General features: G+C 36.4%; 25 protein-coding genes. 14 read left to right on the top strand and 11 right to left on the bottom strand.

The features are described 5' to 3' along the window. Nucleotides 1-43: 43 nt before the first annotated feature. From IGI52_RS14470 to IGI52_RS14450, 5 genes are all read right to left on the bottom strand, one after another. On the bottom strand, nt 44-1,018 hold the full coding sequence (locus IGI52_RS14470) for a tRNA dihydrouridine synthase (protein ID WP_176675382.1): 975 nt from the start codon (nt 1,016-1,018) through the stop codon (nt 44-46). 108 nt (nt 1,019-1,126) lie between these two features. Next, nucleotides 1,127-1,720 (bottom strand): helix-turn-helix domain-containing protein, encoded by a 594-nt coding sequence (locus IGI52_RS14465; RefSeq protein ID WP_016181800.1) that lies wholly within the window; start codon nt 1,718-1,720, stop codon nt 1,127-1,129. Between the two features lie 166 nt (nt 1,721-1,886). Continuing rightward, nucleotides 1,887-3,092: an ABC transporter permease gene (locus IGI52_RS14460; RefSeq protein WP_311872050.1), complete on the bottom strand. Its 1,206-nt coding sequence runs from the start codon at nt 3,090-3,092 to the stop codon at nt 1,887-1,889. Further along, a complete protein-coding gene (locus IGI52_RS14455; RefSeq protein ID WP_311872049.1) occupies nt 3,089-3,766 on the bottom strand; it encodes an ABC transporter ATP-binding protein in 678 nt (225 codons plus the stop codon). The genes IGI52_RS14460 and IGI52_RS14455 overlap by 4 nt, the downstream gene beginning before the upstream one ends. Continuing rightward, nucleotides 3,759-4,901, bottom strand: coding sequence for an efflux RND transporter periplasmic adaptor subunit (locus IGI52_RS14450; RefSeq protein WP_438781617.1), 1,143 nt, complete (start codon nt 4,899-4,901; stop codon nt 3,759-3,761). The genes IGI52_RS14455 and IGI52_RS14450 overlap by 8 nt, the downstream gene beginning before the upstream one ends. 379 nt (nt 4,902-5,280) lie before the next feature. On the opposite strand from IGI52_RS14450, the gene IGI52_RS14445 reads away from it, so the two are divergent. Further along, entirely contained in the window at nt 5,281-5,985 is a 705-nt protein-coding gene (locus tag IGI52_RS14445; protein WP_016181804.1) for a helix-turn-helix domain-containing protein, read from the top strand. 402 nt (nt 5,986-6,387) lie between these two features. Next, nucleotides 6,388-7,527 carry a hypothetical protein gene (locus tag IGI52_RS14440; protein ID WP_438781616.1) on the top strand — a complete coding sequence of 380 codons (1,140 nt, stop codon included), beginning with the start codon at nt 6,388-6,390 and terminating at the stop codon, nt 7,525-7,527. 436 nt (nt 7,528-7,963) lie between these two features. On the opposite strand, the gene IGI52_RS14435 is transcribed toward IGI52_RS14440, so the two are convergent. From IGI52_RS14435 to IGI52_RS14425, 3 genes are all read right to left on the bottom strand, one after another. After that, nucleotides 7,964-8,533 carry an antirestriction protein ArdA gene (locus IGI52_RS14435; RefSeq protein ID WP_438781615.1) on the bottom strand — a complete coding sequence of 190 codons (570 nt, stop codon included), beginning with the start codon at nt 8,531-8,533 and terminating at the stop codon, nt 7,964-7,966. 403 nt (nt 8,534-8,936) lie between these two features. Further along, the gene (locus tag IGI52_RS14430; RefSeq protein ID WP_438781614.1) at nt 8,937-9,191 is read right to left on the bottom strand and encodes a hypothetical protein; all 255 of its coding nucleotides are present in this window, start codon (nt 9,189-9,191) and stop codon (nt 8,937-8,939) included. A 69-nt stretch (nt 9,192-9,260) separates the two neighbouring features. Then, on the bottom strand, nt 9,261-9,581 hold the full coding sequence (locus IGI52_RS14425; RefSeq protein WP_438781612.1) for a helix-turn-helix domain-containing protein: 321 nt from the start codon (nt 9,579-9,581) through the stop codon (nt 9,261-9,263). Between the two features lie 159 nt (nt 9,582-9,740). Between IGI52_RS14425 and IGI52_RS14420 the strand changes: the two genes are divergently transcribed. Genes IGI52_RS14420 through IGI52_RS14410 form a run of 3 tightly spaced genes read left to right on the top strand, consistent with a single transcriptional unit; the run spans nt 9,741 to nt 11,425 of the window. Then, nucleotides 9,741-10,226, top strand: coding sequence for a hypothetical protein (locus IGI52_RS14420; protein WP_438781611.1), 486 nt, complete (start codon nt 9,741-9,743; stop codon nt 10,224-10,226). 9 nt (nt 10,227-10,235) lie between these two features. Further along, nucleotides 10,236-10,583 carry a hypothetical protein gene (locus IGI52_RS14415; RefSeq protein WP_438781610.1) on the top strand — a complete coding sequence of 116 codons (348 nt, stop codon included), beginning with the start codon at nt 10,236-10,238 and terminating at the stop codon, nt 10,581-10,583. A gap of 2 nt (nt 10,584-10,585) precedes the next feature. Then, on the top strand, nt 10,586-11,425 hold the full coding sequence (locus IGI52_RS14410) for a hypothetical protein (RefSeq protein WP_438781609.1): 840 nt from the start codon (nt 10,586-10,588) through the stop codon (nt 11,423-11,425). 445 nt (nt 11,426-11,870) lie between these two features. Here IGI52_RS14410 and IGI52_RS14405 read toward each other — a convergent pair whose 3' ends face one another. Beyond that, nucleotides 11,871-12,497, bottom strand: a complete 627-nt coding sequence (locus IGI52_RS14405; protein ID WP_438781608.1) for a hypothetical protein — start codon at nt 12,495-12,497, stop codon at nt 11,871-11,873. A 283-nt stretch (nt 12,498-12,780) separates the two neighbouring features. Between IGI52_RS14405 and IGI52_RS14400 the strand changes: the two genes are divergently transcribed. From IGI52_RS14400 to IGI52_RS14370, 7 genes are all read left to right on the top strand, one after another. Continuing rightward, complete coding sequence (locus tag IGI52_RS14400) at nt 12,781-13,170, top strand: hypothetical protein (RefSeq protein WP_438781607.1); 390 nt, start codon at nt 12,781-12,783, stop codon at nt 13,168-13,170. A 1-nt stretch (nt 13,171) separates the two neighbouring features. Further along, nucleotides 13,172-13,705, top strand: coding sequence for a hypothetical protein (locus tag IGI52_RS14395; protein WP_438781606.1), 534 nt, complete (start codon nt 13,172-13,174; stop codon nt 13,703-13,705). Next, on the top strand, nt 13,692-14,465 hold the full coding sequence (locus IGI52_RS14390; protein WP_438781605.1) for a cell division protein FtsK: 774 nt from the start codon (nt 13,692-13,694) through the stop codon (nt 14,463-14,465). The genes IGI52_RS14395 and IGI52_RS14390 overlap by 14 nt, the downstream gene beginning before the upstream one ends. After that, nucleotides 14,449-14,655: a hypothetical protein gene (locus tag IGI52_RS14385; RefSeq protein WP_438781604.1), complete on the top strand. Its 207-nt coding sequence runs from the start codon at nt 14,449-14,451 to the stop codon at nt 14,653-14,655. Before IGI52_RS14390 ends, IGI52_RS14385 begins: the two co-directional genes overlap by 17 nt. A 283-nt stretch (nt 14,656-14,938) precedes the next feature. Continuing rightward, the gene (locus tag IGI52_RS14380) at nt 14,939-15,853 is read left to right on the top strand and encodes a rolling circle replication-associated protein (RefSeq protein WP_438781602.1); all 915 of its coding nucleotides are present in this window, start codon (nt 14,939-14,941) and stop codon (nt 15,851-15,853) included. A gap of 43 nt (nt 15,854-15,896) precedes the next feature. Beyond that, on the top strand, nt 15,897-16,172 hold the full coding sequence (locus tag IGI52_RS14375) for a helix-turn-helix domain-containing protein (protein WP_438781601.1): 276 nt from the start codon (nt 15,897-15,899) through the stop codon (nt 16,170-16,172). Nucleotides 16,173-16,214: 42 nt separating this feature from the next. Further along, entirely contained in the window at nt 16,215-17,519 is a 1,305-nt protein-coding gene (locus tag IGI52_RS14370) for a tyrosine-type recombinase/integrase (RefSeq protein ID WP_438781600.1), read from the top strand. An 11-nt stretch (nt 17,520-17,530) separates the two neighbouring features. On the opposite strand, the gene rpsI is transcribed toward IGI52_RS14370, so the two are convergent. Continuing rightward, nucleotides 17,531-17,923, bottom strand: a complete 393-nt coding sequence (gene rpsI, locus IGI52_RS14365; RefSeq protein WP_010744355.1) for a 30S ribosomal protein S9 — start codon at nt 17,921-17,923, stop codon at nt 17,531-17,533. 15 nt (nt 17,924-17,938) lie between these two features. Beyond that, nucleotides 17,939-18,367, bottom strand: coding sequence for a 50S ribosomal protein L13 (rplM, locus tag IGI52_RS14360; RefSeq protein ID WP_192935230.1), 429 nt, complete (start codon nt 18,365-18,367; stop codon nt 17,939-17,941). Between the two features lie 351 nt (nt 18,368-18,718). Here rplM and IGI52_RS14355 point away from each other — a divergent pair, with 351 nt between their 5' ends. Then, complete coding sequence (locus IGI52_RS14355) at nt 18,719-19,930, top strand: argininosuccinate synthase (protein WP_102872066.1); 1,212 nt, start codon at nt 18,719-18,721, stop codon at nt 19,928-19,930. 347 nt (nt 19,931-20,277) lie between these two features. Beyond that, entirely contained in the window at nt 20,278-21,648 is a 1,371-nt protein-coding gene (argH, locus tag IGI52_RS14350; protein ID WP_102872065.1) for an argininosuccinate lyase, read from the top strand. Nucleotides 21,649-21,652: the final 4 nt, after the last annotated feature.

The raw sequence follows: 21,652 nt of genomic DNA, 5'->3' as shown, positions 1-21,652 counted from the left end.
TGCAGAATCAGCCACCCTTTTATTTTTTTATTACAAATGACACTTAGAAAATTTCTTCATGCTGTCTTTCAAAATCAGCCAAAATCTCTCGAACCTCAGCGGTTGACTTCGTATTCATTAAGCTCACCCGCAAATCATTTGCACCGGGGAATCCCTTAACATAGATTTTAAAGAAACGATGCAATCCAACAATCGAACGAGGAACCTGCTCCGCGTACTTGTCTTGCAAATCAAGCTGTAATCGCAGCAAACCGATTAATTCTTTCGGCGAATGCTCTTGCGGTTCTTTCTCAAAGGCGTATGGATTCTTAAAAATCCCACGCCCGATCATCAAGCCGTCCACACCATATTTTTCAGCAAGCTCCAGACCCATCTGACGATCTAAAATGTCTCCATTAATAGTAATCAATGTCTGGGGCGCGATCTCATCCCGCAGCTCTACGATTCGAGGGATCAGCTCCCAATGCGCAGCCACCTTACTCATCTCTTTGCGCGTTCGCATGTGAACCGAAAGATTCGCAATATCTTGCTTCAGTAAATGACTGATCCATTCCTCCATCTCAGCAGTGTCAGTAAAACCAAGCCGTGTCTTCACACTGACTGGTAGCCCACCCGCTTTGGCCGCTTCAATTAATTCTGCCGCAACCTCCGGACGTAAAATCAAGCCGCTGCCTTTGCCACGCTCCGCGACATTCGGTACCGGGCAACCCATATTCAAATCAATTCCTTTAAAGCCCATATCCGCCAACGCGATACTCATCTCACGGAAAAATTCTGGCTTATCCCCCCAGATATGCGCCACCATCGGCTGTTCATCTTCTGTGAAGGCCAATCGTCCACGAACACTTTCGATCCCATCCGGATGACAAAAACTATCCGAATTCGTAAACTCCGTAAAGAAAACATCCGGTGCCCCCGCCTCTTTTACCACATGACGAAACACCACATCCGTCACATCTTCCATCGGTGCTAGTATAAAAAAGGGCTTTGGCAGCTCCGCCCAAAAATTATTCTTCATTATGTATACTTCCTCCTAAACATCAAAACAACGTCATTATACTAAGATTTTAAGGCAGAAGCAAAAATACAAATTCCTGACTAATGAAAAAACTATCCTTAGTGCAAACTAAGGATAGGTAATTTCATTAATATGTTCTTTACTATCATACCAAAGCTCTTCTGGTGAATAGAAATCCGTACCATTTAGAACTACTTCACCCGACTCTTTGATTTCAAACTGCGAACCGATCCAATTATAGGAATTATATTTTCCAAACATCAATGGTCCACGTTTTCCCTTTCCTCTACTTGGAGAGAAAAGATCAATCATCCCCTCAAAAAGATGCGATCTTAGATATCGAATCTCATCATTATCAAAAGTAATCCGTAGAAATCCAGCCATATTTTCAACATTTACTGCTTTAGGCACCTTACCTTCAGGATATTTTTTAATCGCGATCGACTTGTCCATGTTCTCTTCTCCTTTGATTTTAGAAAAGAAAGAAGCCAAAAATGACGGTTTTGACTTTCCTAAAAGTTCATCCGTAGATATTTGAAAATAGTTGCTCAATCGAACCAGCATGTCCAAATCAGGATAACTTTTCTTTCTCTCCCACTTTGAAACAGCTTGCGGAGTCACATTTAGATAATCAGCCAAATCCTTTTGCGACATTTTTTTTGCTTCTCTCAACTCTTTGATTTTAGCTCCGATCTCTACCATGAATATACCCTCCAGTATTCTAACAAACAATAAACCTTCTGTTGAAATCATAAAATTTGTGCTCAACTATTAGTTGAATACTTAAATTTTACCATTTTCAGAAGGTTTAGCTAAATAATAGTCACTGTTGATTGATCCATTAAAACAGCTGTTTAAAAAGCAATAGTTATTTCAATATATCGATCAATTCTTTTTTTGCTGCAGCTGAGGCTGGTAAATAACTAAAGCCTACTCCGATCAAAACCGAAGTCCCGATCGAAATGAATACCGTCATCATATCAGGGCGAACAGAAAACGGCAGTGCAAAGGACGCCCCAAAAGCGATCAGAATACCTAAAATATAGCCGATAATACCGCCGCTTACTGTTAAAACAATTCCTTCAAACAGAAATTGTAATTTGATTGATTTGGCATTTGCCCCAAGGGCACGCCGAATCCCAATTTCCTTTGTTCGTTCTGAGACCGAGATATACATCATATTCATTACACCCACACCTGCAATAAATAATGAAATAGCCGCTACTGCGCTGATAAAAAGAGTCATCTGATCTAGCATTGATCCTAGTTGTTTAATTTCAGAGCTTGGATCATAGCTTTGATATTCTCCTAGCGTTCGACTCTCACCATTCATGTTGAGCTGTTTTAATACCTTAGTCATTGCCGCTTCGTTATTCGCTTTCGCATTGAACTTAATCGCTAAAACGGAATGATCCACTTTTTTTCCTAAATAGCGTGTGTACGTCTTTTTGGGAAAAAAGGCCAATGGTTCATAGTTTTGTGGTCCGATTTCACCCGAAGTATTTGCAGATACACCAACAACTGTAAAAACTTGACCATTTAAATCAAAGCCTTTATTCAATGCCGATTCTTTTGAACCAAAAAGCTGTTTTGCTACAACCTCATCAAGAACGACAACCTTATTCAAGCTATCACTGTCCGCTGCATTCAACTGACGTCCGTTTAAAATAGATAAATTTGTTTCCTTCGTCGGATTAACGGTCATTGACAGTTTCGTATTCTTATCATAAAAATCCACCATTGGATTACTATCTTTTTTCGTTGCTTTATAATAAGAAACATTCTTTACTTCCGGCAAGTTTGCAACCATATCTTTATCAGTCTGCGAGATACCGCTATTGTCACTGACCAAATTATCAAAATCATTGTATTTAATATTGATGTATTTTGTTTGTCCTGTTTCATCTGTACCAGTTGTCTCAGATAAAATGTTTCGTTTAAACCCATTTCCTAAAGCAACGATCGTGATAACTGCGGCAATCCCAATAATGATACCCACCATCGTTAAGAAACTACGACGTTTATTTTTGAAAATGGAGCGAAAGGCGGTCCTCCAGAGTATGTACTTTCTCACGACTGCAGCACCGCCTCGATCATTTTCCCATCTCTGATTTTTAATAGCCGATCACAGTAGACAACTGTTTCAGGATCGTGTGTTACTAAAATAATTGTTACACCTTCATCGTTAAGCTGCTTGAATAGCTGCATGATTTCATCCGTTGTGTGGGTATCCAGTGCTCCGGTTGGTTCATCTGCAATAATAAAATTTGGCTGATTAATCAACGCTCGCGCTATTGCTACTCGCTGCTGCTGTCCACCAGATAATTGCTTAGGAAGCTGATCCAGTTTTTCTGATAATCCAACTCTTGTTAAGGCGTTCTTCACTTTCTTTTGTGTTTCATTATGTTTAGCCCCTTTATATAAAAGAGGCAGCTCAACATTTTCAGCTACTGACAAATTTTCAATCAAACTAAAATTTTGAAAAACAAACCCTACAGAGCGATTGCGAATCTCAGATAATTCTTCATCTTTGAAATCTCCAATTTCACGTCCATTAAATAGATACCTTCCGTCAAAATGACGATCAATAAATCCTAAAAGATTAATCAATGTCGATTTTCCTGACCCAGAAGGTCCCATAATGGCGACAAACTCTCCTGCAGCAATTGAAAAATTGACATCTTCTAAAACAGTTAACTGTGTGTCCCCGGTCTCATAATATTTATACACATGCTCCAATTTAATCATTCGCAGCTACCTGAATTTCCGAACCGTCCTTTAGCTCATCATCTGGATTTTCAATGATTTTATCATTGGCTTTCAATCCTTTTTGTACTATATTATGCCCACTGACAGTTACTATTTGAATCGCTGTTTTCTTGACCTTGCCATTTACATATTTATAAACATATTTTTCATTTTTTGTTTTCTTTATCGCAGAATCAGGCAACAAAAGCTGATTTTGCTGCAAAGTTACTAAAGTTGATAAATCATCTGTCCAAGGAAAGTCCCCTTCTACAATAAATTCGTAGGAAGCGACATTGCTGTTGTCCCCGCTAGTTGGTAACGCACTAGTAGCAATACTCTTAATCGTCCCGTCAACCTTTTTATCATTGCCGACCGTCGTTACTTGAACCGTTTGACCAGGCACCAATTTGTCTAAGTCATATTCCGTAACGATTCCTTTGACCTGCTTCTCTTTGCTAGATACCGCTACTACAGGAACTTCAGGACTACCTTCTCCTTTTTCATCCACCGAGGCAATCCCAGCAATTTCTGAACTGACTGTCGATGATGCTTGTTTCTGTTGTCCAGCTAATACATCTTTAGCCGATTGAACATCCTCATAAGCACTTTGTACTGCAAAACGTGATTGACTCAATTGATCATTCGCTGTTTGCAATTCTCCCTGCTGCTGTTTTAACTGTTCATTTAAAGCCGTCTTTTCTTCTTCTTTTGCTTGTGCCATTTTTTGCTGTGTATCATTGATTTGATTGGTAATTGTTTGTACTTGTCTTTCATTTGCCGCTACAGTCGCCTCTGCTTGTGAAGCATCTAATGAGCTTTTTTCTACCGCATGCCGCTGTGAGACTGTTTCATTTTCCACGGCTTCATTCTGATACTCAATTAATGGCGTTCCAATTGCGACCTCTTCACCGTTACTTACAGGAATATTTTTAATTCTCCCTTTATTTCCATCAAAAAAATAGAGCTGCTTCTTAAGTGGTTCAACTTTACCTTTAAGTTGTAACGGATCAGCTGCTTTTACTGTAAAGACATGATATGGCGATTCTTTCTTTTTAGAATTTAATGCAAAAAAGCCACATCCGGCTAACACTACACCGATCACTCCGACTAACATAAGCTTCGTTTTCTTCTTCATAAATTTCCTCCAAATAAACTTTCTATAGTCAGTTTACAAGGTCAGAAAATTTTTCAACATCGAATCAACATAGTATAAACTAACAAAAAAGTAATGCCGAAAAAGTTTCTAACTCTTTTCATTTATAAAGCTAAATATACTTGTGAGACCGATGCGAGCTTTTATAATTAACAACGAATTATAGGTTATGCGTTGATATCCAATTGTGTTTTATTTAAAAATTTAATTTATGAATTAAAAAAATTAAAAAGAAGGAAAAAATATTTAGCCTATTTTTGATACTGTAAGATTGCAGTAATAACAAAGAAATAAGGCGAATTTATTAATAGATGATTTTAACTAATCCCTAAATATTTATTCGCTGATAGGAGTGGTATTTATGGCAAGAATATTAATCATAACAAAAAATTTAATGGTTGAAAGAGATTTGCAAGCAATCCTACAACGTTCAAATGATGAAGTATATTGTTCTTGCGATTTATTAAATGATGCTCAATTTTTTCCACAAATTATCAAGTATTTCTCATTGGTCATTTTTAGTGACACTGTCTCTACTTTAGATATTTCGAAGTCTTATGCCTTCTTCAAGAAAAATGGTTTGTTTATTTTGAGAAAAGGAAATAAAGAAGATCTAACGAAGTCAGAATTTTCTCATTTGATCAATGTAATTGATGATTGGATTGAACCTGAAGCAACGGATATGGAGATCACGGAAAAAATTGCTAAACTCGCAAGTGAACAGGAACATACAGTTTTTGCTGCTGGAAAGAATCATAGCTTACAAAAAGAAAAGAACTCTGAGCTATTCTTTTTCAGTCTTTCTTCAAACGAAAAAAAATTATTGTACCATCTCTATGACTATCAAAAAGATGGGAAAGTGCTCTCTCGAGAAAAGATGTGCTCTTTAATTTGGGAGACAGAAGCAACAAGATCCAATTTATGCCAGCTTTCTAACTTGGCCAATCGAATCAAAAAGAAACTAGCTATCTATCAGTTTCCTGATGGCGAATTGACCACGTCTTGGAATAAGGGATACTTTTTAGGTGACTTATTATTTAGTGAAATAGAAAAAAATATGAGCTAACTAAGTCTAAGAGGCTTGTAGAAAAAGTTGATTACTCACCTCATCTTCACCATAACAAATAGAAGGATGCTTATTTTATTAGGTTTAACAATATAAGGAGACAGTTCATTGATAGACAATTTTATAGAAAAAGATATCCTGCGCAGAGTTAAAATCACTTATGTACTATATGAATGTAGACAAATAAAAATAAACGAGCTGGCCACGAATATAAATACTAGCTTTAACACAATCAAAAGGGATTGTTATACGATCGCCTCTAAATTAGAAAACGACTTAGTTTCCTATAAAATATCCCGATCAGAATTATCCTTTCAATTTAAACCGGACACTAGCTGCTATGAGTTGGTTCGTAAATTATATTTAGATTCACTTTTTCTGAGAGTATGCTACCGATACCTTTTGGGAAAAAATAATTATACTTCAATCTCTGAGGATGAATTTATTTCAGTGACCAAAGTGTTCAATTTAAAAAAGAAGTCTGAGAGATATTTTCGGCAAAGTTTAGGACTCAATTCTGAAGGAGAAATTGACTTCGATAATAAATTGAAAATAAGGTATATTTTTTTAGCTATCTGGATGCGGGGAATTGGCATTAGTGAGCTTAATAAAAATCCGCTCTTCTTCCAATCTGAAAAAATTGCGCTTGCTATAAGTGAGCTTTTAAAAAACAGACTCAGTAAAAAAAGTCTGCTTTATCTGCAATACTCAATTTTTTTAAGTCTTACAAGAAGAGACACTCTAATGATAGAAGCCGAAACGATCGCGTTTTTGAAGACAGGAATTATTTTTAATAGCATCAACACTTGCTTTTTAAAGCAAAACGTAGAGATGGATGATCAAAATTTAGCATTCATTTCTTTTGTTTATAAAAATTTGCCTTACAACCCAGAAAGCTACCGATTAATTGAAGTAGACTATCAATACTATCGTACACGTTTAATCAAAAGTCATCCTTCTGTTGTTCAGCTGATCAGAAATTTCGAGGCAGGATTCGAAATGAATCTACTCGGGGAAATGGAATTTGAAAAACCCTTGATGGATTTAGTCTATACCACCTCTTTCGGAATTAATGAGTTTTTACTTAACCAATACTTTTTTATAAACAGCAATGATTTCCATATAAAAGAAAAAGTAAGTAAAATCATATGTGCTTGGTTAAAAGAATACTTTTCAAATACTATCACCATGTCTGAATCAATCATTTTGCAGTTTTGTCAACAAGTCATGCCGCTTTTAAAAAAAGGTGAAAAAAAGAAGATTCCCATCATAATTGTTGCTAAAGATGAATACTCTCATATGTTGTTTAGGAACAATATTAACAAGATCATTTCAGAAAACTATTTTTTTATCAATGATGAGATTTATTATTCCATCGACGATATTCCTGAATTATTTTTTAACATTCATTGTTTTATCGTTTGCGAACGTTGCTTACTAAATCAAGAGCGAAAATTTATTCTTCCAATCTCCATCAATAACTTGACCAACGATTTAAAAGATATCTCAAATTACATCTTCACATGCGTTTTGACAAAATAATTATACGCAACACTACTCCATCTGAAACGAAAATACTTTTAGAAAAAAATGGACCTTTAAATAGAAAAAAGACACTTCCCAATTGGAAAGTGTCTTTGAATTTCTGTATAAACGAATTAACGTTTTGAAAATTGCGAAGCTTTACGAGCTTTCTTAAGACCTGGTTTGGTAAACATGTTATTTAATAGGTTTCAAAAGGCTTTAAATAAGCGGAAATTTTATATTTCAATTTCATTTAATTTTATCTAATTTCAATAGATTTTAATTCAATGGTGGGGATTTATACTAAAAAAAGCGAGTCATTGGTGTATATTTTATTCGAGTCATTCTACATATATATTCAAATTATTTAATCCATCAAAAAAATCAATATTGTGATTTCTACCTTTTCATACAACAGTAACAGCCGACTCACCATGAGCCAGCTTATTTTTTTCTATGAAAACTCTATATAATAGTTCCCTACAAATTCCCCAACCATAGTCATAAGATAATCTCGCCCAATTGCTTCATAATTCAGATAATTTCTTAAATGAGCTGGAACAAGAATCAATGCTTCATCTACTAAAGCATATCCAAGTTTTTCATCATTTGAAATCATCTCGCTATCATCTAGTTCAAAAATAGTTGGTCTATAACCTTCATTTTCTGCTATTAGCTCAATTACTTCACGTGGATAGTGAAGATAGCTTTCTAATCCATCAAATCGTTCTGCTATTTTTTGTGGAAAATCATATTCATTCACTGAAAAGGGCATATCATAATCACTGATAAAATATTCTTCATAAGAATAACCGTACTCATCAACAAATTCATTTCCAACTAAAATTTGCTTATATGCTTGTTCCAAGTCCTCATCTGAAAATGGTAAGTGTAGATACACACCAAGTAAAAATCCTTCATTGTATGCTTTCTGATTAGTTAAATAAATCCAATAATCGCTATCTCCTCCCATTTTTTTACCATCATGTTTCATCATCATTTTTTCTGTTACTAGCTTTTCCATTGTTAACCGCCCCTTTTCAAATTTTTGAACCATTCATTTTGTTTTGAGCTGAGGTGCAGATTGTAAAGATGCAATCTTTACGAACTTGCTCTTTTGATTTAATTTTCAAAGTTACCGAACATTTTTTTATGAATGGTTCATTTTGCTTCTTCGCTGTCGGTGCAATGGACAAAGCAATGTTCTTTTGGAATGGAAAGGGGCAAATTTATTTGAGTGGCTTGCCCGACCCTTGCAATGAAAAAAGGTTATTGCTATATTGCTATACCGATGGGAAAAGCAAAATAATCAGACTGACAAATGAGTAGCTACATGGAAAATCAAAGCACCTGTTCGTAGATTTTGAGCATAATAAAAAACCATCACAATTGATGGCTTCCTATTTTTGCATTGATTCTATTTTTGGCTAATCACGCAACATTTGAATCCCGATGGTATACGTATCTTCGCCATTGTTTGTAGCATCATACACACTATAAGCAAAACGCTTACCATTAATTTCAACAGGAGTGATTTGATACTGTTGATTGGTTTGATTGACTGGTTCATTTGCACTTTCCATTGGGTTACCAAAAATAGTATTTAATCCTTGTAATTGCTCGTAAGTCAAATGTTTAATAGTTACTGAATTATCGCTATTTATTTTAATTTCTGCTGTCATATAGTAATCCTCCTTTTAATATTGGAATAAATACATTGTCACTCTATTACTATCATAAAATATTGGATATCATTTTTTATTCTCTAATTTGATAATTCTATCAATAATATCTAGCAATTCTTCCTGATTAGCAGATAGTGACAGTCCATGTAAAATCGGTGAGTATTTATTTTCTGTTCCTTTAAATGAGAAAAAAGTTACATAATCCTCATCTAATGCACTGATAATTTTTTCTAGTGTATTAATTTGAATGTTTGCTGACTTCCCTCGTTCAATTCTACCTAGATAGGATACGTCAAAACCGATTTTATCAGCTAACTGCTCTTGTGTCATATCCTTAGCAATACGAAGTTCTCTTATTCGTTTCGCTATTTCAAGCTCTAACTCCATTCCTACTCACGCTCCTTCATTCTCATATTTAGATTAAACGTATCTAATAAATTTTGTTAGGAACGAGCAGTCCTTAAATCCCGCAAAACATAGACAAATAAATCTCATTACTCTATAATTAACTCAAAGGTTATTTATACAGAAACGGGAGGAAAACATATGGAAGAAAAGGATAAAGCAAAAAATACAGTTACATCGAAAGGAGTATATACTGAAAAAATAAAGTCATTTCATTCATCTATTAAAGAGCATTTGAATCCCGCTTATCAAAAACAATACAATGTCAGACGATTTATTGCTTGTGTATTAGTATTTTTATTCCTTCGATACATGCAGTCGACAGATGACCTAAAGATAATTAGTACTGCAAGTGTATTTCCTTTTATTTGGGCTGTTACTGCTTTTTTATTTTGGCATTATTCATATTGGCGTTTTCAAGGAGGAGTAATGGATACATTTTCTAGAAACATTGTTTACTTTGGTTCGATTTGGAGCCTAATATGGAAAATTATTGTTCAAAATATTGTTATTCAAATTTGGATAGCACTTATTGCTCCAATCAGCGGAATCAAGACTTGGAGAAAAGCAGTAAAACACAACAAAATTTTATTTGTTGAAAATAATAAATATGATGAATGGAATTGAGGAAAAGAAATGAAAAAGAAGTTTACATTAGTTTTATTTACATTAGTAAGTCTTGTGATGTTATCAGCATGTGGAGCAAAAAAATTATCTGGAGAATATACCACAACTATTAATTTAATTTTTGAAGAAACGACCAATACTTTGACGTTCGATGGCGATAAAGTGACTGAAAAGCAAGACGGAGAACCTACTAACGAAGGAACTTATTCAATTTCCGATAATCAACTTGAAATTGAATTAGGCGATTATCACATGACGGCTAAACTCTCAGAAGATAAAAAATCATTTACAATTGAATCCTCAGATGTGCTCGGTGGTATAGGTAAAGGATTAAAATATACAAAGGAAGATAATTAAAAATGAATACTAAAAAGAAAATAATGCTTGCTACCCTTGTTCTAATTATCTGTGGTGGTGGCATATCAACCAATTCTATCATTCAACACAACGAAAAGGTTCATGCTCAAGAAATGGCACAACAAAAACATGAAGATCAAATAAAGAAGGAAAAAGCAGATTTTAAAACAGCTAAAGCTGCTGTCGATACAGCATATGAATCAAGAGACAGCAAAGATATTGAATTAGCAACCAGAGCGATTGAACAACTAAGTGATAATCAAAAAGAAGAAAAAGAAACACTCACCACTAAAATAAATAAACTCAACAGCTTCATTAAGCAAGCAGATGAGTTAAAAACAGCTTTAAATAAAGCTGAACAATCAAAAAAGGAAACAGATATTGCATCTGTACAAAAACTACTAGATAATGCCACAGATGATTATCTAAAAAAGGATAAAGAAGCTATTAGCAAAAGCCTAGATAAATTAAAAGCTACTATTAAAGAGGAAAGGGTAAAAGCAGAAGAGAAAGCAGCGGCTGATGCAGAAGCTGCTCGTCAAGCAGAAGCCACACAACAAGCTGCACAACAAGCGGAACAGAATAATCAATCGTCTGGTCAACCAGCATATAATGAACAAGGACAACAAGCAGCTCCTGCGCAACCAAATTATCAACAACCTGCTCAACCTGCGCCTAGTCAACCAGCGCCAGCACCAGCACCAAGTCAGCCAGAGCAACCAGCTCCTGAACAACCTGTAGGACCAAATGGAGGAAATGGAACTCCCAATGGTGCTGGAATTACCGATAGTCCCGGAGGCTGGGACACTCCCGGTAATGCGGGTATTGAATGGGGTAAATAAAATAGCACTCCTTTTCCCGGTTCTCCTCGCGAGACCGGGTTTCTTTTTGCTTTTGAATGTCGTACAAATAAAAAGTATCAAAGCCCATTGTTTTTGCTTTAGTACTTTTTATATCAAAATTCTCAATTCATTAACAAAAAAGGAAAACACCATATGAATTTATAGAAAAGAAAAACCATCTAAAGGTGGAAATAGTAGCACCACAGAGCAAGTAAAGCCAAATAAAGGGACTACAGATTCTAAATTTGTTCCACTAACTGAAACTAGAATGGAACGTTATCATACAAAATCTTCATCTATATTGCTACAAACAGACTTAAATGATAACTCTGATTTAGCAATCCTAGATATGGGTTTACTGACTATTACAGCTGTTCCATTCCGCCGCAAAAGACATCAATAAAGTAATAAAAAAATCACGGAAATTTAATCCGTGATTTTTTTATTACTTTTCATTTTCACTTACATAATTTTGCCAGCTATTAAAACGAGAAATTTCTCTTAACTCTACTCTACCAAAAAAATTTTGATTGTAGTTTATTAGAGAATTTATCTTATTTGCATCTTCTATCAATTCATCCATTTTTAAAGTATAGTACTTCGAGAATAATGCTTCTAACATAATTTCCATCTTTTTTTCACGAATAAATGAAGAATTTTCATTAAAAAATTCAAGATTTTCTTGATTTCCAATCATAGCATCTTTCTCTTCCGAACTCGAATTTAAAAATTTATCGTATTCATTTTCAATCCTATCATTAGATTTTTTTGCAAGTCTGTAATTGCTAGAGTTTTCAATTTCTTTAATAAATGGTTCTTGCACCAGCTCAAGCATATAATCGAACAGTAAATCATCTACAAGCATATTCTTCACTTGCAAAGAATATGCTTGAGCTGGTCTTTTTGAATACTCAGATTTTTTTGATTCTTTTTCTGGTTGATAATTTTCTTTTTGAATAATTCTTCTGATTTGTTTTTTTAATGCTTCTAACGTTCCCTCTGTCTTAGATACTTTGTATTTTTTTAAAGCCGCTTCTGCTATTTCCAGCACAGTATATCGTTCTTCATTCATAAAAAAACTCCCTTATCGTTATTTACTTCAATTATATCTTATATATTAGTTTTGCAAACAAAAGAATTTCTTTTATCGTCCTTATTTACACTGTTTATGTACTTATATACCGTGACATTAGTAATTAACTGTCCTTTTATCATTCTTATTTAAGGTGCTATCATTAATTTATCAGATGAACAGCAATTCTCTGATAACCACGCTCAACAAATAGGCATATTCGTTGAGTCACTAGCTGACTAGTTGCTGATGGTCGCTAGAATACATTAAAGGGGTCATCATCATGACAAAAACAAAATACAACGAAGTAAAAGTAAAAGAAGTAGTAGCAAATCCAGAGATTCAAACAGCCTTAAAAAAAGCAGTAGAAGTTCCAACAAAAGTAATCATTAAGTCCGTTCGCAATCCATTTAAGAATGATGAAACGAATGAGACGACTCAAAAAATTCATGCAGTAGCTGGTACGTCACTCGTTGATATGGTGGAATTTGATTTCACTTTGGTTAATCAATCCGTTGACGGTACAGAAGTGATTAACCAAGAGTTTCAAATCGTTGAGTATGGCTTTGCACTAGAAGCAAATATGCGTGGCGGTAACTTTGGTGGCTACTCACCCACTGGCTTAAAATTACTCGTAACCAAGCTGCTTCCAGTCACAAACGAGGGTAAGTAATATGAAGCATACAGTAACCGTTCGTGTTGCTAGTAATGTGATGACATCATTGAAGATTTTTTCAATGATGTTCTCACTAGCTTTAGCAATTTTACCCATGTTTATCTATATCAACAGCAAAGAAATCTTCCATTTAGAAGCGCATTTGTTTATGACCATTTCAATCGTTGGTTTAGCCTTCTTCCTAATAACTGTTAGTATCATTTACCTTTCATCAAGGTTCAGTCCGATTCGATCATTGCAAATTCGGAAGAAGCTAATCTTGTTCACAGAGCAGCTCACAAAACAAACAGAAGATGGCAAGCTAAAACATTCTGTCACATGGCATTACGATATAAAAGACAAAAGAACAACCATTCATTTATATTCAAACGGACTTGTGAATGACAAACGAAAATTAGGTGGACAGCTGTCAGAGTTTATTGCTGAAAACTTATTAAGTTACAAAGAAGCTTCACAATACGTCACATTTATCTTCGGGAAATTTCCTGCTCGTTTGAATGGAAAAGAGGTACTAGAGAATGACCAATTATAAGCCTATCCCAATCTACGATTCACTTGAATGGGATTTAACAACAGAAGCCTGTCACACGCTTCTACTTGCTCCGAGTGGTGCAGGAAAAACCATTTTCCTAAGCTACTTATCAGCAATGCTTTTGAAACGTGGGCATAAATTGTATATTATTGATGCAAAAAACAGTTCCTTCGGTGCAACATTCCGTAGTACAGGGATTTATACCGCTTCAAGTGCTGAAGAAATCCTTTATTTATTAACCTCACTTGTCGAACAAATGGAACACGATTATGAAACAATCTATTCCACCGACCAAGTAGGATTAGACACAAATTTCTCAGATTTGAACCTACCTGCTCACGTTCTCATTTTTGATGAAGTTCTTTCAGCACTTGAAAGTGGCGATAAGAAGCAAAAAGCTGAAATGGAACGTTTGCTTAAATTGTTGGCTCTAAAAGGACGTTTAGCGGGCTATGTCATTGTACTGACTTCTCAACGACTGTTAGCTACCGACCTGCCCAAAGCTGTTACTGAACAATGTCAGACACGATATGTGATGGGTGCGAATGTATCAGAAGAATTATTTCATATTGGAACTGGTGCCTATAAAAAAGATTTAGCAAGTTCTTATTTGGGCGATGTCGGAAAAGGTTATGCTGTTACACCTAAGTTAGGTCTTAGCTATTTTGAAGCACCTTACATGAATTACAAACCGAATGATTTTCGGCAGTTGATTTATCTCTTTCAAAGGAGTGGTATGAGCGATGGCAAAAGTGATTAAAAGTTTCCAAGTGACCGAATTTGATGATGGTAGTGTTCGTGTAATCAACTCAGACAAGCGTCAAATGGCTCGATGGTTTGCCTTAGATTACTTTGTTGATAAGCCACAATTAGCTCAACAAGGACTTTATGTGGCTCTATTGTCGCAAGACTATTATTTTAGTGCAGGCTTTCGGAAACGGACGAAGTAGCCATGCTCGATGCTGTTCCCCAGTAGGCGAACCTGCGAACAGCACACCTTACAACGCTCTGATCATGCGTGCAGTGTTTTTTGTTCGAGTGGTCAGACTTGTCAGACCACTCGAACACGCGCTGCTGGCACGCATACCAGAGCGGTGTCTAGGGGTGCCCCTCGCAGGTTTCGCAACACTGGGGCATGGCTTCGAGTCAGTTTCCGTCGCCTTACTCGACAAAAGGCGACGTTACGACGGAAAAGTCTAGAGGAACAAAAATAAACAACTAATGAGGAATATGATGAAGTTTAATAAAGACGATTACAGAGAAACTCTATTTGAACAATACAATCAAAAAATTGTCACTTTTGGTAACGGAATGATTGAAGTAACCGCCTATGCCATTCCACAAATCAAACAAGTTGGAAGCATTGAACATAAAGGCGGTGCGAATGAACAATCCGAAATCAGTGATGAAGCACAGGAAGAACGAACACAAAAACAAAGCTATACAATCAAGCGAAGAATACGAGGATATGCCCTTGCGAATGATTTTGAATGGTTTGTAACATTAACGCTTGACCCTAAGAAGAATGATAGTTTCAACTACGAAAATTCCAAGAAATTATTATTAAAATGGTGTCGCTATATGCGTGATACATACGGAAAATTTGATTACATTATTATTCCTGAATTTCATAAAAGCGGTGCTGTTCATTTTCATGGCTTGCTAGGAAATCTCGCTGCCAACTTTGTAGAAGCAACCTATCCCAAAAGTGAAAAACCTCTGCTACGTAACGAACGACAAGTTTATAATCTTGCAGATTGGCAATATGGCTTTACAGATTGCGAAAAAATAGTCGATTCAGAGAAAACAGCAAGCTATTTAACAAAATATATTACCAAAGAATTGATGACAAACAAAGAGATGTTCCGTAAAAAAAGGTATTTCAATAGTCAAGGGTTAAAGAAACCCTCTGTTGAATATATTGATTCAGAAGCAAATAACTTAAAAGATTTCACACCAAATTTTGGAATAGTTTCAACTGATAGTCACGGCAACAATGTTCTTGAAAAAAGGATTTACAAGCTACAAAGAAACGAAGAAACAGGAGAACTATTTCAAACAGATACCAATTATCTACTCAAAGCAAAAAGCTTGTCACAAGCGTCCGCAAAAACAACTGTGACAAGCAATTCTAAGGATAGCAAGTAATTAAAACTTGCTTCCTTCATTATACATGACGAGGAGAAGCAATATGTCAAAATTAGAAATTATTCTTAATGATGAACAAGCAAAAATAATTCAACAGTACCTACGCGGTCTTATCTCGCATGAAATTTCACAAATGAGAAATAACACAACAGATAACAATCAGCGATATATGAATAAAAAACAAACCTGTGATTACCTTCAAATTTCTAATAATACACTTGACCGTTGGATAGAAAATGGTTTACCTGAAATTAAAATCAATGGTGTCATTCGTTTTGATAGATTGTCCATTGATAAATGGTTATCTGACCAAGTATAATTGAGTCACACCTTTGACTCGCAAACAAAGGAGTTTTTTTCAATGAGTATCACTAAAACAAAAAATAATAGCTACAGGGTACGTAAAAAATATCCTGTAGATGCTGTACAACTATTGGGTCTATCAAATGCTAACTACGATAAGATTTTCAAAACTCGAAAAGAAGCAAAACAAGCCGAATTAGATTTTGAAAATCGAATCCAACAGTTGCGTAACACACAAGATATTAGTTCTTTTGAGCTTGGAGGAGAAGTTTTATTCAAAGATTTTTATAAAGACACTTGGCTAAATGATTATAAAACAGGATTAACCAGTTCCTACCCAACACCACCAAGTAAAGTAACGATTAGTAACACAGAAGATGTTTTCCGTTTGCATATTCTACCTATGTTTGGGAATTACACATTGAACTATTTGAATCATAATCGGAAATTGGTTATCCAAAAAATGAACGCTAAAGCTAAAGAATATGCCAATTTCAAAGTGATTCGTAGCTATGTCAATCAAGTATTTGATTTAGCGGAAGAGTATGAATACATTGAACATAATCGTTTAAGCAAAAGTCTGAAAAAAATCAAATCTATTAGAAAAAATCATATAAAAGAGAATACGCGCAATGAAGAAAAATATCTAAGCGAATCACAACTTTTAGAATGGTTTCAAGCTGTACAAGAAGATTATGATAATGAAGATTTAACCTTTCAAGACTATGTATTATTCTGGACTACCTACTTCCTATCTGACCGTAAATCCGAAACCTATGCTTTGCAATGGAAACATATAGATTTTTCAAACAATCAAATCTATCTTGTACAAGCATTAGATAAATTTGGAAACGTCAAAAGTACCAAAGGAAACAAATCAACTGATTTAAACCTACCAGCCGTATTGAAACAATTATTGTTGGAATGGAAAAACGTTCAAAAGAAAGAATTATCTCAATTAAGAATCAAGCAGACACGCGACCAATTTCTATTTACGTATTGTGACCGTAAAGGGAATGTAAATCAATGTGTGCATACAGATTTTTTAAACTATCGTATGAAATCAATTAAAAGACGTCATCCGAACCTTGAGCCTTGTTCTCCACATAAGCTACGACACACCACAGCAACACTTGCTAAATTAAATGGCATGTCTTTAGAAAACATTTCTGAAGCACTCACACATTCAGAAATAGCAACAACAAAAACGTATATTAATGCAAACAATGTGATTAAACTAACACCTGCTGACTTTACCTATAACCAACTTGTAAAATCAAATGGTGGGGAATTGGTGGGGAATTTGGTGGGGATTTTTGAAAAAAAAGACACCCACCAATTGGCAGATGTCCAAAACCGTTGATATAACAACGATTAACGTTTACTAAATTGAGAAGCTTTACGAGCTTTCTTAAGACCCGGTTTTTTACGTTCAACCATACGTGAATCACGAGTAAGTAATCCAGCGCGTTTTAATGGTGCACGGAAATCAGGATCTACTTCTAATAAAGCGCGTGAGATACCGTGACGGATAGCGCCGGCTTGACCTGCGTAGCCCCCACCGTTTACGTTTACGAATACATCATATGAACCAGCTGTTTCAGTAACACCAAATGGTTGGTTGATTACTAAACGTAGGTCAGCGTGTGGGATATATTCTTCAACGTCTTTTTTATTTACAGTAATTTTACCAGTTCCTGGTACTAAACGTACGCGAGCAACTGCATTTTTACGACGGCCTGTGCCGCTATATTGAACTTGTGCCAATGAATTTCCCTCCTATTAAATTAAGTTTGTGATGTCTAAGACTTCTGGTTGTTGTGCTGCATGTGGATGTTCTGCTCCACCGTAAACGTGAAGTTTCATGCCTTGAGCGCGACCTAAAGTGTTTTTAGGAAGCATACCTTTAACAGAAGTTTCGACCAAACGGCGAGAATTTTTAGCACGCATTTCGCCTGCTGAGATTGATTTCAATCCACCAGGGAAGTTTGAGTGACGGTAGTAAATCTTGTCAGTTGCTTTCTTACCTGTCAATTTAACTTTATCTGCATTAATTACAATTACAAAATCACCAGTGTCAATGTGTGGTGTGAATGTTGGTTTATTTTTTCCGCGTAGCATTGATGCAACAACTGTTGAAAGACGTCCTAAAGGAACATCAGTTGCGTCTACTACGTACCATTTGCGATCTACTTCGCCTGGCTTAGCCATATATGTTGTACGCACGTTTTTTTCCTCCAATTTCGATTTCGAATGTTTGACAAACACTTGAGTTTCCGGGGCTCTCGTGGGGCAAACAATACCATTTACCATAATACTTGCAAAGCCTTGCCATGTCAATGTTTTTCTCTTTGAAAACGCAAAATATTTTCATTTTCTCTAACTTCTCCTACTATACATAATCCTGTCTTTTATACAGACTTAAATGAATAAAGAAACGTATTTTCGAAAATATTTTGCATAAATATTTAAAAAGTGCTTGCTTTTTGTATTTTACGATGCTAATATGACTTCAACACATTAATTAGAATTTAATGAAAAAGCGATAAGGGAGCAATCAGGATGAAAGAAAAAGTGATTTTAGCATACTCAGGTGGTTTAGATACTTCGGTTTCAATCAAATGGCTCGTCGACGAAGGCTACGACGTGATTGCCTGCTGTTTGGACATTGGCGAAGGTCGCGACACCGAATTTATTAAAAATAAAGCATTGCAGGTTGGGGCAACAGAATCTTATGCAATTGATGCGCGCGAGGAGTTCTCGCAAGATTTTGTTTTAGTCGCATTGCAAGGCAATACATACTACGAAAATTCTTACCCGCTAGTTTCTGCTTTGTCTCGTCCGTTGATTTCAAAGAAATTAGTTGAATTGGCTCACCAAACGGGCGCAACGACAATTGCTCACGGATGTACTGGTAAAGGAAATGACCAAGTCCGTTTTGAAGTTTCCATCGCCGCTCTTGATCCGAACTTGAAGATCATTGCACCGGTCCGTGAATGGAAATGGTCCCGGGAAGAAGAAATCAACTATGCAGCTGAAAAAGGAGTACCGATTCCAGCGGATTTGGATAATCCTTATTCAATTGACCAAAATTTATGGGGACGTGCCTGCGAATGCGGCATCCTAGAAGATCCGTGGGCAACTCCGCCAGCGGGTGCCTATGCGATTACTGCTGAACTAGAAGATACACCAGATAAGCCAACGATCCTTGAGATCACGTTTGAAAAAGGGGTACCAACTGCATTAGATGGAGAAAAATTATCATTAGCTAAATTGATCATGAAGCTAAATACCATCGCAGGTGTACATGGCATTGGCAGAATCGACCATATTGAAAATCGTCTGGTCGGCATCAAATCTCGGGAAGTTTACGAATGCCCAGGTGCAGAAGTATTAATGAAGGCACATAAAGAATTAGAAGATTTGGTATTTGTTCGCGAGATGGCTCATTTCAAACCAGTCATTGAACAACAACTATGTCAAATGATCTACGATGGTCTATGGTTTAATCCAACAATGGATGCTTTGATCGCATTCTTGAAGCAATCACAAGAAGTCGTAAACGGCGTATTACGTGTAAAATTATTCAAAGGCAATGTAATTGTTGAAGGGCGCAAATCTGACAACAGCTTATACAACGAAAATTTGGCGACTTATACATCTGCCGATACGTTCGACCAAGAAGCAGCAATCGGCTTCATAAAACTATGGGGCCTGCCAACCAAAGTAAATGCTGAAGTGCAAACTGAAAACAAACAGACCACTGTACAATAAGAAAAATTTGAAATCATGAAAGTGCAAGAGAAACCAGATGTGAGGCGGCTTTTACTTGCCGGTAAATAAGGCCGTCCGGTTTCACATCTTGCCATTGCTCATAGGAGAGTTTCTTTTCCGGTCAGGAAATAAGGAAACCAGCAATGTTTTCATCCTGAGGTATCTGAAAAGATGCCTCCTCCCTAGACTAAAAGCTACGCAGGCACGTTCAGTTCTCAAGCAATAAGAGAGCTAGCCTGCATGCTAGAAAAAGAAAAGCTGTACGACATCCGTTCAGCTAGACATTAAAAGACCGTTGCGACGGTCTTTTTTGTTAAAAATCCATAGACAAAAGTGAGGATAAAACAATGGCAAAATTATGGGGCGGACGTTTTGATGGAAAAAACGAAGCGTGGATCGACGCTTTTGGTGCTTCGATTCCCTTTGACCAGCAATTAGCAACACAAGATATTACCGGCAGCTTAGCACATGTCAAAATGCTCGGCGAAACGGGCATCATCACAAAAGAAGAAGCGCAGCAAATCACTACGGGTCTCAATATATTAGCAGAAAAAGCCGCAAAGGATGAACTGACCTTTACGATTGAAAATGAAGACATTCATTTGAACTTGGAAAAAATGCTTCATGACGAGATTGGACCTGTCGCTGGAAAACTCCACACTGCTCGCAGCCGAAACGATCAGGTTGCGACAGATATGCATTTATATTTGAAGGAACATCTAACTGAGATTATTGAGAAAGTCCACCATTTCAGAGCGGTCTTAGTTAATAAAGCTGAAGAGCATGTCGAAACAATCATGCCCGGCTACACTCACCTGCAACATGCTCAGCCGATTTCTTTTGGGCATCACTTAATGGCCTATTATGGCATGCTGACACGTGATCAGGCACGTTTGGAGGAAAGTATGAAGCGCGTGGATATCTCGCCGTTAGGCTGTGCAGCTTTAGCTGGTACGACATTTCCAATTGATCGTCAGATGACCGCAGATGAGCTAGGCTTCAGCGACCTATACATGAATAGCCTTGATGGCGTCAGTGATCGTGACTTCATTTTAGAATTTTTAAGCAATAGTTCGATTTTAATGATGCACCTTTCACGTTTTTGTGAGGAAATCATATTATGGTGCAGCCATGAATTTAAATTTGTCGAACTGACCGATACCTTTTCAACGGGCAGCTCCATCATGCCTCAAAAGAAAAATCCCGATATGGCGGAATTAATCCGCGGCAAATCAGGACGAGTATTTGGTGATTTAATTGGCTTGCTCACCGTAATTAAGGGCTTACCGCTGGCTTATAACAAAGACCTGCAAGAAGATAAAGAAGGCATGTTTGATACAGTCCATACTGTAGCGACAAGCTTAGATATCATGGCCGGGATGATTGATACAATGACCGTTAACACCCAGATCATGCACGATGCGACGGAAAAAGATTTTTCAAATGCGACGGAACTAGCGGATTATTTAGCGACAAAAGGCATTCCTTTCCGCCAAGCACACGAAATTGTTGGAAAACTTGTATTAGAGTGTACGCAAAAGGGAATCTACCTGCAAGACGTCTCATTAGAAGAATATCAAGCCATCAATCCGGTGATCGAAGAAGACATCTATGATACGCTAGCTTCAAAAACAGCAGTTACTCGCCGCCATTCATTAGGCGGAACTGGTTTCGACCAAGTCAAAAAGCAAATCGAACTAGCTAAAACAGCCTTATAAAGTG

This window comes from Enterococcus sp. DIV0187 (assembly GCF_051713785.1).
Lineage (GTDB): Bacteria > Bacillota > Bacilli > Lactobacillales > Enterococcaceae > Enterococcus_A > Enterococcus_A avium.
This window is presented reverse-complemented; position numbering and strand designations above follow the sequence as displayed.